This window comes from Pseudomonas sp. A014 (genome assembly GCF_052378495.1).
GTDB classification, from domain to species: Bacteria; Pseudomonadota; Gammaproteobacteria; order Pseudomonadales; family Pseudomonadaceae; genus Aquipseudomonas; species Aquipseudomonas machongensis.
Genome location: NZ_CP199001.1, coordinates 999,184 through 1,011,358 on the forward strand (window position 1 = coordinate 999,184; position 12,175 = coordinate 1,011,358).

Consider the following 12,175-nt stretch of genomic DNA (forward strand, 5'->3'; position numbering starts at 1 on the left):
TCAGGCCCTCGTCGATTGTGGGGTGCGGCCGTCGAGGGTCATCAACGGTGCGTACATTTCGGGACGGCGGTCGCGGTAGATGCCCCAGCTCAGGCGGTCTTCACGCATGCGCGCAAGATCCAGGTCGTGCAGCCACACACCACTGCTGTCGCGATCGGCTGCGGCGAGCATCGCGCCCTTGTGGTCGCAGATGAACGAGGAGCCGTAGAAACGCATCGACAGCTGCTCGTCGCTGCGCGCCACTTCCTGGCCGACGCGGTTGGCGGCCACCACCGGCAGCAGGTTGGCTGCGGCGTGGCCGCGCATCGCCATCTGCCAGTGGTCACGTGAGTCCAGTTCGGCGGCGCCGGGCTCCGAGCCGATGGCGGTCGGGAATAACAGCACCTCGGCGCCCAGCAGCGCCAGGCAACGCGCGGTTTCCGGGAACCATTGGTCCCAGCAGATACCGATGCCCAGGCGGCCGAAGGCGGTGTCCCAGACCTTGAAGCCGGTGTCGCCGGGGCTGAAATATTCCTTTTCCTGGTAACCGATGGCGTTGGGGATGTGGGTCTTGCGGTAGACCCCGAGCAAACGGCCGTCGGCGTCGGCCACGGTCAGCGAATTGAAGAAGGCGTTGCCGGCGCGCTCGTACCAGCTCAGCGGCAGCACTACGCCCAGCTCTTTGGCCAGCGCGGCGAAGCGGCGCAGCAGCGGGCTGTCGTGGTAGTCCTGGGCCAGCGCCTGGTGGCTGTGGCACTGCTCGATGCAGAAGTACGGCGTGGCGAACAGCTCCTGCAGCAGGATCACCTGCGCGCCCTGGGCGGCGGCCTGGCGCACCAGTTGCTCGGCGCGGTCGAGGTTGGCGACAAGGTTCCAGTCGCAGCTCATCTGCGTGGTGGCGATGCGCAGCAGGCTCATGGACGGTCCTCCGCTACAGGCCAGGCCGGCTGTTGCTGGGTGATACAGTGAATGCCACCGCCGCCGTGGGCGATGTGGTCGATACGCACCGGCACGATCTCGCGGTCGGGGAAGGCCTGGGCCAACTGACGAGCGGCGGCCTGGTCGGCGTCGATGCCATAGGCGGGCATGATCACTGCGCCGTTGGCCAGGTAGAAGTTGGTGTAGGAGGCGCAGAACACTTCGGCGTCTTTATCCACTGCGGCGCTGGCCTCGAACAGGTCGAGCAGCTCGAAGCGCCGACCTTGGGCATCGCTGGCCAGTTCCAGGGCGCGACGGTTTTCCCGGGCGACGTCGGCGTAGACCGAGCCCTGTTCGTGGGTGGCATCGACCAGCAGCACACCGGGCCGGGCGAAGGCGCAGACGCCGTCGACGTGGCCATCGGTCATGTCACCGGTGACGTACTGCGGGTCGCCCGGTAGCCAGATGGTCTTGCGGATGCCCAGCAGGCGGGCGAAGCACTCCTCGAAGTCAGCCTTGCTCAGGCCGGGGTTGCGGTTGGGGTTGAGCAGCACCGACTCGGTGGTGATCAGGGTGCCTTCGCCGTCCACGTGAATGGCGCCGCCTTCGTTGCACAGCGGCGTGCTGAAGCCTTCCAGGCCCAGGTGGTCGAGGATGCGCCGACCGAGGCTGCGGTCCAGTCCGTGCTCGGACTTGCCACCCCAGGCGTTGAAGCGCCAGCTCAGGCCGGCCAGGCCGTGTTGCGGGTGAGCGATGAAGGTCGGCCCGCTGTCGCGGCACCAGCTGTCGTCCACGGCCAGTTCGATCAGCTCGATACCGGCGCCGCACAGCGCGCGGGCGCTGGCCATGGCGGACGGCGCGACGACCATCTTCACCGGCTCGAAACGGGCGATGGCGCTGGCGACCCGGGCGTAGTCACCCTGCACCTCGGCCAGGGTCACGCGCCAACCGGACTCCCACAAGCCTTGGTTGTGCGGCCAGATCATCCAGGTGGCGGCGTGGCGGGCCCATTCGGCGGGCATGCGCCAGCCGCTGGCGATGGACAGGTCCATGGTTAGCTCCAATGTATTAGTGATTTTTATCAACGAAGCCCGCCGTCGCGGGTGTTGGTGTCCATGATATGGCTATGAAGCAGCGTGGACTAACGATAGATTTAGCGTATTTCTGATTAGAAAGGCTTATCGATCATGCTCAAGCACTGGCCGCCCCTGAATGCCCTGCGTGGCTTTGAAGCCGCTGCCCGCCTGGGCAGTTTTCACAAGGCCGCCGAGGCCCTGAACCTCACCCAGTCGGCGATCAGCCAGCAGATCCGCAGCCTGGAAAGCTACCTGGAGCAACCGCTGTTCCACCGGACCGGGCGCAGTGTCAGCCTCACCGATGCGGGCCATGACCTGCTCAGCACCACGCAGGTCATGCTGCAACAACTGGCGGTGGGCATCCGCCGGCTGGACCAGTACCGCAAGCCCAACCAACTGGTGGTCAACACCACTCCGGCCTTCGCCCGGCACTGGCTGTTGCCGCGCCTGGCCGACTTCCATGCGCGCTGCCCGGAGGTAGACCTGTGGCTGTTCACCAGCTTCGATGCGCCGGACATGAGCAGCCAGACCATCGACCTGGCGATCCGCGACGACCTTGGCCCGCAGGCCGAGTGCAGTTTCAGCGTATTGCATCAGGACCGTCTGTATCCCGCCTGTCATCCAGCCTTGCCCGAGACCGGGCGCACCACCTTGCATGGCGAACGGGAAATGGACTGGAGCCACTGGCAACTGGAGGGCGGCGAAGCGGTGGGGCAGCAGGGCAAGGGGCTGAATTTTTCCGATCCGGGGCTGCTGCTGGATGCGGCGGGAGAGGGGCTGGGGATTGCATTGGTCAGCCAGTTACTGGCCCAGCGGCTGGTCGACGAAGGGCGCTTGCAAGCGTTGTCGGCGCAGCGCGTGCGCGGCCCGGCGTGGAGCTGCCTGGTGCACCGCGATAGCCAGGACGATCCGCTGGCGCGGCAGTTTCTGGCGTGGTTGCGCGCAGCCTTGGAGCCCCTGGCCCCACCCGTCCCTGTGTAGGAGCGGCCTTGTGCCGCGATCGGGCGCGAAGCGGCCGTAAAACCAGGCTCCGCGATCTGTGAGGAATACCTCGGCCGCCTGGTTTACGGCCGCTTCGCGCCCGATCGCGACACACGGTCGCTCCTACAGGGAGCGAGTCGCTTTCGGATTCGGGTTTTGCTCGGGCCCTTGACCCCGTAATATGTGTCGGATGACTTGCGGGGGTAGTCTCACCCTCTGATCAATCGGAATCGCCCCTGCGGCGTTTCCCCAGCATAAACCTGACGAGGTACAGACATTGGCCATCATTCATCCCAAGGTACGCGGTTTCATCTGCACCACGACTCACCCGAAGGGCTGCGAGCTCAACGTCCGTGACCAGATCGAAGCCACCCGCAAGCTGGGCGTGCGCGAGGATGGTCCGAAGAAAGTCCTGGTGATCGGCGCCTCCAGCGGCTACGGCCTGGCAGCACGCATCACCGCCGCCTTCGGCTTCAAGGCCGACACCCTGGGCGTGTTCTTCGAGAAGCCGGGCACCGAGACCAAGGCCGGCACTGCAGGCTGGTACAACGCCGCTGCCTTCGACAAGTTCGCCAAGGCCGAGGGTCTGTACAGCAAGTCGATCAACGGTGACGCCTTCTCCGACGAAGCCCGCGCCAAGGTGATCGAGCTGATCAAGAACGAGATGGGTGGCAAGGTCGACCTGGTCATCTACTCCCTGGCCTCGCCCGTACGCAAGCTGCCGCAGACCGGCGAGCTGATCCGCTCGGCGCTCAAGCCGATCGGCCAGCCGTACAAGTCGACCGCCATCGACACCAACAAGGACACCATCATCGAGGCCAGCATCGAGCCGGCCACCGAGCAGGAAATCGCCGACACCGTCACCGTCATGGGTGGCCAGGACTGGCAGCTGTGGATCGACGCCCTGGCCGGCGCCGACGTGCTCGCCGAAGGCGCGCGCACCGTGGCCTTCAGCTACATCGGCACCGAAATCACCTGGCCGATCTACTGGCACGGCGCCCTGGGCCAGGCCAAGCAGGACCTGGACGAAACCGCACTGCGCCTGGACAAGAAGCTGGCCGGTGAAGTGAAGGGCGGCGCCAACGTCGCCGTGCTCAAGTCGGTGGTCACCCAGGCCAGCTCGGCCATTCCGGTGATGCCGCTGTACCTGTCGATGGTCTTCAAGATCATGCAGGAGAAAGGCGTTCACGAAGGCACCCAGGACCAGCTGGATCGGATGTTCCGCGACCGCATGTACCGCGCCGATGGTGCTCCGGCCGAAGTGGACGAAAAGGCTCGCCTGCGTCTGGACGACTGGGAACTGCGCGACGACGTGCAGGACGCTTGCAAGGCCATGTGGCCCAAGGTCACCACCGAGAACCTGTTCGAACTGACCGACTACGCCGGTTACAAGAAGCAGTTCCTCAACCTGTTCGGTTTCGAGCGCGCTGACGTCAACTACGACGAAGACGTGGCCACCGACGTACGGTTCGACTGCGTCGAGCTGTAAGCAAGCCCTTGACCGCGCAGCCGTTTGTCCCGGTTGCGCGGTTCCCTCCGTGGGCTTGTTAACATTCTGCAACAAATCCTCAGCTGGCCCTTTGCTATGGCCGCTTTCTCCCTGATCTATACAGCAGCTATTGGTCCGGCAATCTCGCCTGGGCCGGGGAGGCAGCATGCGCGCATTGCAAAAACTACAAGAACGGATCCGCCAGAAGGGTCTCAAGCGTACTTTCAAGACCCTGGTCGAACGCTACGTATTCTTCCACTGGGAATTGCTGTGGATGGAACGCGATCTGGTCACTCCCGTGCCGCCCTACAAACTCAAGGAACATCCGCCGGTCACCCTGGTGGAAATCACCACCGCCAATGCCGACGCCTTTGCGCGCTATTTCGGCGATCGAGTGGAAACCATGCGCGAACTGGCTGCTGATGGCCATACCGGGCACATGTACCTGGACGAGCACGGTGACACGGTAGCCTTCATCTGGGCGAGCGTGGTCGACTACCACGACAAGCACTATTACGGCTGCACCTTCCCGGTGAAGCCTGGCGAGTTCTTCGAGTTCGGCGGCGAGATGACCCGGCGCTACTTCGGCAGCGAGTTGTCGGTCACCGCTCAGGTCGAGCTGTGGAACGCCATGCATGCCAAGGGCTGCCGCAAGGTGGTGGACGTGGTGGAGACGCACAACGTGCCGGCCATGAAGCTGCACCTGCGCATGGGCTATCACGAGCAGGGGCGGGTGATGCATGTGTATGGCCTGTTCGGGCGCTGGAAGCTGTTCCGCGAAACGCGTTATGAAGGTTCGCGGCTGGAGGTGCTGCGCAAGCCTGGAGTGGCGCGGGCGTTGCCGACCACCTGAGGCCGGTACAGCCAGCGAAAAATTTGCTAGCGTGGGCGGATGACAAAAAACGCCGCCCGCCTCCCGGCGCGACGGCGCAGGGAGCCCACCATGAGCAGCCTGACCCAACCTGCGACTGCCTTTCGCCATGAAGCCGCCGACGGCTACAGCCTCGGCGGTTTCCAGTGGCGCCACGCCGAACCCGACCCCCAGCGCCCGCTGGTGATCATCAACGCGGCCACCTCGGTGCGCTGCCGCTACTACGCTCGCTTTGCCGACTACCTGTTCGCCCACGGCTTCGATGTGCTGAGCTACGACTACCGTGGTATCGGCGAGTCTCGCCCGGCATCGTTGCGCGGTTTCCAGGCGTCGTGGAGCGACTGGGGCTGCCTGGACTTCGAGGCCATCCTGCAGCGCGCTGCCAGCGAATTCCCTGGGCAGCCGGTGAATGTGGTGGGGCACAGCTTCGGTGGCTGGGCAACCGGCCTGGCGCCCTCGGCCGGGCAGGTGCGGCGGCTGGTGATGGTCGGGGCACAGTTTGCCTACTGGCGTGACTATGCGGCCGAAGGGCGCTGGCGGATGGTGGGCAAGTGGCATGTGGTGATGCCATTGCTGACCCGGCTACTGGGCTATTTCCCCGGCAAGCGCCTGGGTTGGATGGAGGACACCCCGGCCGGGGTGGTGCGTGACTGGAGCACGCCGGCACCGCGCTATGAACATCGGCCCAGTGGACGGCTGCTGCAGGCGCGGCCCTTCGCCCAGGTTCAGGCTGCGGCGCTGGCGGTGAGCCTGAGCGACGATCCCTTCGGCACCGTGGCGGCGACGGAGCGGTTGCTGGGCTATCTGGAGCACGCCCAACCTCGCCATCTGCGCATATCGCCTGTTGATATCGGCGAGCAGGAGGTCGGGCATTTCGCGTTTTTCCATGATCGCTTTCGGGCGAGCCTGTGGCCGATTGCGCTGGAGTGGTTGCGTGATGGTGTGCTGTCGGAGGGGATGCCGGGCCAGCGCTTGAGCTGATGGGGGCCGGCGCGGCTACTGCTGCGCCGGTCGCTTCGCTCAGGCGTTGCGATTCAACGGCTGTGCTGCAAACTGCACGCCAGCCAGGCCGTGCTTGATCAGCGCGCGAATGTTGCCATGGTCGCTGCCCTCGGGGGTGGCGAGCACGCTGCGGTAGTGTTCGCCAAAGGCCAGCAGCGCTTCCTCATCGCTCAGCCCTTCCAGCAGGGCCAGGCCCAGGGTCTTGCAGGAGCCCTCGTTCTGCCCGGCTGCGTTTTCCACGCCGCCGTTGTTGAAGGCCTGGGGTTGGTAGCTGTAGTTGGCGGCGATGAAGCCCAGGGTGTCGGCAAAAACGTGTTCGCCGCTGGCGAGGCTGTTGCGCAGGGTGTTCAGGTCAGTCACGGGGTTTTCCTTGTTCGAACGCCGCTTGCTGCTCGGCGCTGGCTTCTTTCTGGTATTGGGCTTTCCACTCGGCGTAGGGCATGCCGTACACCGCTTCGCGGGCGTCGTCCAGGCTCAGCTCGACCTGGCGCTCGTCAGCGGCGGCCTTGTACCACTTGGACAGGCAGTTGCGGCAGAAGCCGGAGAGGTTCATCAGGTCGATGTTCTGCACGTCGGTACGCTTTTGCAGGTGATCGACCAGGCGCCGGAATGCGGCGGCTTCGAGTTCGAGCTGTTGTTGCTCAGTCATGGGGCTTACCTCAGGTCATGCGGTTCTTCAGATGGCGGCCACCGTTGATGACCACCTGGCTGCCGGTGCTGTACTGGCTTTGCAGCAGGAACATCACCGCCTCGATCAGCGGCTGCGCACCCGGTTCGAATTCCAGCAGGGCCTTTTTCAGGGTCTGCCGGCGGTACTGTTCGTCGCCGCCTTCCTTCAGGATCAGCAGGCCCGGCAGGATACCGTTGACGCGCACCTTGGGCGCGTACTTTTCGGCGAACGACAGCACCATGTTCTGTAGCGCGGCCTTGGTTGCGGCATAGCCGATATGGCTCTTGCTGCCGCGTGAGGAGGTTTCGTCGCAGATGTGGATGATGTCGGCCTTCTCGACCTTGGCCAGGTTTTCGCCCAGCGCCAGGTTGAGGTGGTAGGGCGCCTCGACGTGCAGGCGGAACATGGTGTCGAGGCTCTGCAGGTCGTCGTCCAGCCACAGCGAGGCGTTGTGGATGATTGCGCGCAGGCCATCATAGTTGTGCTGCAGGTGTTCGATCAGCGCCAGGCGGTCGGCCTCGCGGGTGAGGTCGGCCTGGAACTGGATGATGTTCGGGTGTGCGGCCTGCGCATGAAGGCTGCGGCTGGCGCTGACCACCTGATGGCCGGCCTTGGCCAGCGCCAGGGCCAGGGCCAGCCCGACGCGCTGGCTGGCTCCGGTGATGAGGATAGGGCTGTTCATGTTCGGGGCAGTCTGTTCGTCTGTTCGTTCGTGCCCCAGCATACCCGAACTGCGCGGGCTTGCGAGCCCGCTCCTCAGCGGCTGCGCAACCCTTCGCGGCGCCGTGACGCCGGGCGTGCCGGGGGATTGAGCCAGCCGGCCAGCAGGAGGGTGGACAACGGAATGAACAGGTAAACCATCAGCGGCGTCAGCACCAGGGTGCTCAGCAGTACCCGGGGCAGCAGGTCCAGCGCTGCCAGCCAGTGGCCGAACAACAGGTTGAACAGCAGCGACACCGGGAAGAACGCCAGCCAGATGGCGGTAGCCTGCTTCCAGCGCGGCGGTTTATGCACCGTTTCGGTGCCGAACCAGGCATCGATGCCGCTGAAGCGCCGCTCTTCGGGGCCCTCGAACAGGCCATCGCCACGCTGCAGCCAGGCGCGTCGCGAGGCGGAATGTTCCCAGGCGTGCAGGGTCGGTTCGTCGTTGAAGCGAAAGATGATCTGGAAGGCGTCGCTGTCAGCGGGCGGCGCGAGGATGCCCGAGCCCAGGTAGCCGGGGAAGTCGGTGGCCAGTTGCTCGCCTTCATGGAGCCAGGCCAGCAGGTCCTGGTAGCGTCCATTGGCGGCGCGGCGCGACACCATCAGGGTGACGGGTGCGGTAGACATCGTGTATCTCCTTACGACGGGGCTGGCGGGTAGCCGGCCCCTTGGCCTGTGCCCGGGGTGGTGGGCGACGCAGACGTGGATGCAAGAATCGGGCGCGGATTATCGCGTATATTTCGTGACCGGTCAGTGTTGTGACCGCAAGGTTGCGCTGACCCCTGGCCGATACCGGCGTAGAATGGCCGTCACATATCTACGAGACAGAGTTGTCACGCTCATGAAAGAGCCACAAGCGAGTGCCCTGATCGCACATGGGCTGGTGCATCAGGAGCTGTTTCCGATCCGCGAAGTGTCGCGCCTGACTGGCGTCAACCCGGTGACTCTGCGCGCCTGGGAGCGCCGCTATGGGCTGATCCAGCCGACCCGCACCGAGAGTGGCCATCGTCTGTATTCGCAGGCCGACATCGACGCCATCGACAGTATCCTGGGTTGGCTGCGCCGTGGCGTCGCGGTGAGCAAGGTCGGCAGTATCCTGGCACGTAGCCAGGGGCCGGCGGAGGGGGCCTGGGCCGGAAGCACGGTTGGCGACCGCTCACGCTGGCAGGCCCAGGTGCGCGAGGCCGTGCGCCAGTTCGATGCCGCGCAGTTGGGGCGGTTGTTCGAGCAGGTGTTTGCCAGCCATGCGCTGGAGCAGGTCTTCGGTGAGGTGTTCATGCCGGTATGGCAGGCCCTGCGCGCCAGCCAGGCGGGGTATGGGCAGGCCAGCGAGTGGCTGTTCCTCGACCAGTTCCTGCGCGCGCGGGTGCTGTTGCGCCTGCAACTGGCACGTGAGCCCAAGAGCCGACGGATACTGCTGTCACCGTTGTCGGCACAAGGCCAGGAGCTCGAGTTGCTGGTGGCGGGGCTGCTGCTGGGCAGTGACGAGGTGGCGGTCACGGTGCTGGCACCGGGGCAGCCTGTCGAAGAGCTGGCGTTGGTCTGCGAGCGGTTGGCGCCGGATGCACTGGTGCTGTTCGACAACCATCGCCCGGCCAATGACCTGGACAAGCGCCTGGCACGCCTGGCGCAGCGGGTGAACTGCCCGCTGTTGCTGGCAGGCGAGACCGCCGAAATGGCTCAGGACAATCTAGAGGGCGGGCCGGTGGGCTGCCTGGGCGCCCACGCGGTGTTGATGAAACAGCGGTTGCGCCAGTTCCTCGCCGGTCAGATCGATACCTGAGCGTGCAACTCTGGGTGCGCCTTGCGGTGGGCCTGGAGAATGTACTCACGCAGGCGGTCGATTTCGTCGTCTGGGCTGTGGCTGAGGTCGTAGGCCGCCAGGTCCGGACCGATGCGGCGGCGCAGCGTGCCGTGCAGCCCGATCGGCTCGATGCCCGGTGGGGCGAAGAACAGCTCGAAGTGGCTGGGCGCCTGGGCCTCGCCGTTCACTTGCAGCAGTACCCCTTTGAACGAGATATCGCGCACCCACAGCTCGCTCTGCGTGCCGCGGGCGTCGACCAGTGCGGCCGGCTGGTCCAGCGACAGGCGCCAGGGCCGCAGCATCGGGCCGTCTTCATAGATTTCCGGTGAGCCCAGTTGCAGGTGCAGGGCGTGGAACTCGTCTTCTACCAGTTGCAGGGGAATGCTGATCTGCTGGTTGTTGAATTGCGCCTGCAGGGTGACCTGCTCGTTGGCCACCAGGCGGGTGAGCAATTGCTGCAGACGACGGTCGCCATTGACCAGCAGGCTCGAGGTGGGGTCGGCCAGGTTCAATTGGGGCGTGTGCTGCATGTCCTGAATGAAATCCAGCTCATCCTGAGTAAGGAGGGCGTCTGCTTGCATGATCGGACTCGGGTCGGGCGTCGTCGGTGGGTTCTTCATTGCCATGGACTGTGCCCGGAGCGTTTGGTTCAGGTCATTGGACGGATGGTTGCCCGGCCAGTCGGGTGTGTGCGTCGGCCAGCTCGCGTTCGAGTTCGACCTGACGGCTGACATCCTTCTGGATGCCGATGAAATAGGTGCGTTGATCAGCCTCGTTGTACACCGGGGTGATCGACAGTTCGTTCCAGAACCCACTGCCGTCCTTGCGGTAGTTGCGCAGTACCTCGCGACACGGCCGACCTTCGGCCAGGGCCTTGCTGATGCGGGCGCGGCCCAGTTGGTCGCGATCGTCGCCCTGGAGGAAGCGGCAGTCCTGGTAGAGGATCTCGTCGCGCGCGTATCCGGTGAGGCGTTCGAAGCCTGCGTTCACGTAGATCAGGATGGTGTCGTCACCTTCCTGTTCGGCGACCACGATGCCGTCGTTCGACGCGTCGATCATGGCGTGTAGCAGTTGCGCGTTGATCATGTTCCTGGCCATGGGAGTCAAGTGGAGCGGCCTTTTGCCACTGTCGAATGGTAGTATCCTACGTTTTCACTCAGTTTCGGAATCCTCTCCTGATGAAAGTCGCCATTATTTCAGGCTCGGTCTATGGCACCGCCGAAGAAGTCGCCCGTCATGCCGAATCCTTGCTCAAGGCTGCCGGGTTCGACGCCTGGCATGCGGCGCGTGCCACCCTCGAGGATCTGCGCGGTTTTGCGCCGCAGGCGCTGCTGGCGGTGACCTCGACCACCGGGATGGGCGAGCTGCCAGACAACCTGATGCCGCTGTACAGCACGATTCGCGATGTACTGCCGGGCGAGTGGCGCGGTTTGCCGGGCGCGGTGCTGGCCCTGGGCGATTCGAGCTATGGCGACACCTACTGCGGCGGGGGCGAGCAGATGCGCGAGCTGTTTGCCGAGCTCGGCGTGCGGGAAGTGCAGCCGATGCTGCGACTGGATGCCAGCGAGACCGTGACCCCGGAAACGGACGCAGAGCCTTGGCTGGCGGAGCTGGCGCAGCTGCTCAAGGCGTAAGCCGCGGGGTCTGCGCGATCTTCTTGCGAACAAGGTTTCTTCCAGGGAGGGTGAGTGGCGATTCGCCGCTCACCCTCCTTTGCGCTCCTGCACCAACGCCAGCCACGCCTGCGCCGCTCGCGACAGGTACGCTCCGCGCCGCCAGATGAACGCGATGTCCCAGCGCAAGTGGCCAGGCTCCACCAGCGGCACTCTCACCACCCCATCACGCTCCAGCCCACGTGCCACCACGCTGGGCAGCAGTACCACGCCCTGTCCTGCGGCCACCAGCGCGGTGAGGAAATCCGCCTGGCCGCTGCGCCCGCCCTCCTTTGGGGTGAAACCTGCCTGCTCGCAGGCGCTGAGCAGTTTGTCGTTGAGCATGAAGCTGCGGTGATACAGCAGGAACGGCGTATCGGCCAGTTGGCGTAGGGTCACTCCGTCGCGTTCGGCCAAGGGATGGTTGTCTGGGAGCAATGCATCGAGCGGTTCGTTGCAGAAGGGTTGATAGTCGAAGGCCGGGTCGCTCGGGGTGACGCTGCCCCCGAGTTCGAGTTCGCCACTCCTGACCCCCTGTTCGACGATCCGGCTGCCGCCTTCGACCAGGTGCACGGTGATGTTCGGATAGCGCCGCCGGTATTCGGCGAACAGGCTGGCGAACAGGGCCTCGCCGCCGACCACCGGCAAACCCAGGCGCAGTTCGCCGCGGGCCATCTGGCTCAGGTCGTCGAGTTCGGTCAGCAACTCATGGCGCTGGCGCAGCAGGGCCTCGCCGCGTTCGAGCACGATGCGTCCGGCGGCGGTGAGATGCAGTTGCGAGCCCTGGCGCTCGAGCAGGGGTTGGCCGAGGTCTTCCTCAAGCTGGGCCACTTGCTTGCTCACCGCCGACTGGCTGATGTGCAGCGTGTGTGCGGCCTGGGTGAATCCCCCTCGATGAACCACTTCGATGAAGCTGCGCAGTTGCTTGAATTCCATTGCATGAATTCCAGATTGGAATGGATGGCAGTCTAACAATTCGCTTTTGGCCTTGGCAGTGGCTTTTTAAAATGAGCCCATCCCGAGGAAACCGA

At 64.9% G+C, this 12,175-nt stretch carries 15 protein-coding genes; 6 read left to right on the top strand and 9 right to left on the bottom strand.

The annotated features are described in order from the left end of the window. On the bottom strand, positions 1-897 hold the full coding sequence (gene aguB / locus ACTYOL_RS04790) for an N-carbamoylputrescine amidase (RefSeq protein ID WP_200602711.1): 897 nt from the start codon (positions 895-897) through the stop codon (positions 1-3). After that, positions 894-1,949 (bottom strand): agmatine deiminase family protein, encoded by a 1,056-nt coding sequence (locus ACTYOL_RS04795; RefSeq protein ID WP_444757614.1) that lies wholly within the window; start codon positions 1,947-1,949, stop codon positions 894-896. Before ACTYOL_RS04795 ends, aguB begins: the two co-directional genes overlap by 4 nt. A gap of 135 nt (positions 1,950-2,084) precedes the next feature. On the opposite strand from ACTYOL_RS04795, the gene ACTYOL_RS04800 reads away from it, so the two are divergent. The 4 genes from ACTYOL_RS04800 (at position 2,085) to ACTYOL_RS04815 (ending at position 6,295) form a co-directional block, all read left to right on the top strand. Then, positions 2,085-2,954 carry a LysR substrate-binding domain-containing protein gene (locus ACTYOL_RS04800; RefSeq protein WP_153772530.1) on the top strand — a complete coding sequence of 290 codons (870 nt, stop codon included), beginning with the start codon at positions 2,085-2,087 and terminating at the stop codon, positions 2,952-2,954. Between the two features lie 277 nt (positions 2,955-3,231). Beyond that, on the top strand, positions 3,232-4,443 hold the full coding sequence (gene fabV / locus ACTYOL_RS04805) for an enoyl-ACP reductase FabV (RefSeq protein WP_063543055.1): 1,212 nt from the start codon (positions 3,232-3,234) through the stop codon (positions 4,441-4,443). Positions 4,444-4,609: 166 nt separating this feature from the next. Further along, entirely contained in the window at positions 4,610-5,296 is a 687-nt protein-coding gene (locus ACTYOL_RS04810; protein WP_444757615.1) for an N-acetyltransferase, read from the top strand. Positions 5,297-5,386: 90 nt separating this feature from the next. After that, the gene (locus ACTYOL_RS04815; protein WP_197892832.1) at positions 5,387-6,295 is read left to right on the top strand and encodes an alpha/beta hydrolase family protein; all 909 of its coding nucleotides are present in this window, start codon (positions 5,387-5,389) and stop codon (positions 6,293-6,295) included. A 39-nt stretch (positions 6,296-6,334) separates the two neighbouring features. On the opposite strand, the gene ACTYOL_RS04820 is transcribed toward ACTYOL_RS04815, so the two are convergent. The 4 genes from ACTYOL_RS04820 to ACTYOL_RS04835 form a co-directional block, all read right to left on the bottom strand. Next, positions 6,335-6,676 (bottom strand): HopJ type III effector protein, encoded by a 342-nt coding sequence (locus tag ACTYOL_RS04820; RefSeq protein WP_153772527.1) that lies wholly within the window; start codon positions 6,674-6,676, stop codon positions 6,335-6,337. Further along, entirely contained in the window at positions 6,669-6,965 is a 297-nt protein-coding gene (locus ACTYOL_RS04825) for a DUF1244 domain-containing protein (protein ID WP_063543065.1), read from the bottom strand. Before ACTYOL_RS04825 ends, ACTYOL_RS04820 begins: the two co-directional genes overlap by 8 nt. 10 nt (positions 6,966-6,975) lie before the next feature. Next, entirely contained in the window at positions 6,976-7,668 is a 693-nt protein-coding gene (gene folM, locus ACTYOL_RS04830) for a dihydromonapterin reductase (protein WP_371926196.1), read from the bottom strand. A 74-nt stretch (positions 7,669-7,742) separates the two neighbouring features. Then, positions 7,743-8,315, bottom strand: coding sequence for an antibiotic biosynthesis monooxygenase (locus ACTYOL_RS04835; protein ID WP_444757616.1), 573 nt, complete (start codon positions 8,313-8,315; stop codon positions 7,743-7,745). A 214-nt stretch (positions 8,316-8,529) separates the two neighbouring features. Between ACTYOL_RS04835 and ACTYOL_RS04840 the strand changes: the two genes are divergently transcribed. Next, positions 8,530-9,471, top strand: a complete 942-nt coding sequence (locus ACTYOL_RS04840; RefSeq protein ID WP_200603829.1) for a MerR family transcriptional regulator — start codon at positions 8,530-8,532, stop codon at positions 9,469-9,471. Here ACTYOL_RS04840 and ACTYOL_RS04845 read toward each other — a convergent pair. Further along, positions 9,456-10,073 carry a hypothetical protein gene (locus tag ACTYOL_RS04845; protein ID WP_200603828.1) on the bottom strand — a complete coding sequence of 206 codons (618 nt, stop codon included), beginning with the start codon at positions 10,071-10,073 and terminating at the stop codon, positions 9,456-9,458. The two genes, ACTYOL_RS04840 and ACTYOL_RS04845, sit on opposite strands and share 16 nt — an antisense overlap. Positions 10,074-10,146: 73 nt before the next feature. Then, positions 10,147-10,578, bottom strand: coding sequence for a PAS domain S-box protein (locus ACTYOL_RS04850; RefSeq protein WP_444757617.1), 432 nt, complete (start codon positions 10,576-10,578; stop codon positions 10,147-10,149). 92 nt (positions 10,579-10,670) lie between these two features. On the opposite strand from ACTYOL_RS04850, the gene ACTYOL_RS04855 reads away from it, so the two are divergent. Next, on the top strand, positions 10,671-11,126 hold the full coding sequence (locus tag ACTYOL_RS04855; protein ID WP_054893519.1) for a flavodoxin: 456 nt from the start codon (positions 10,671-10,673) through the stop codon (positions 11,124-11,126). Positions 11,127-11,195: 69 nt separating this feature from the next. Here ACTYOL_RS04855 and ACTYOL_RS04860 read toward each other — a convergent pair whose 3' ends face one another. After that, positions 11,196-12,080, bottom strand: a complete 885-nt coding sequence (locus tag ACTYOL_RS04860; RefSeq protein WP_063543077.1) for a LysR family transcriptional regulator — start codon at positions 12,078-12,080, stop codon at positions 11,196-11,198. Positions 12,081-12,175: the final 95 nt, after the last annotated feature.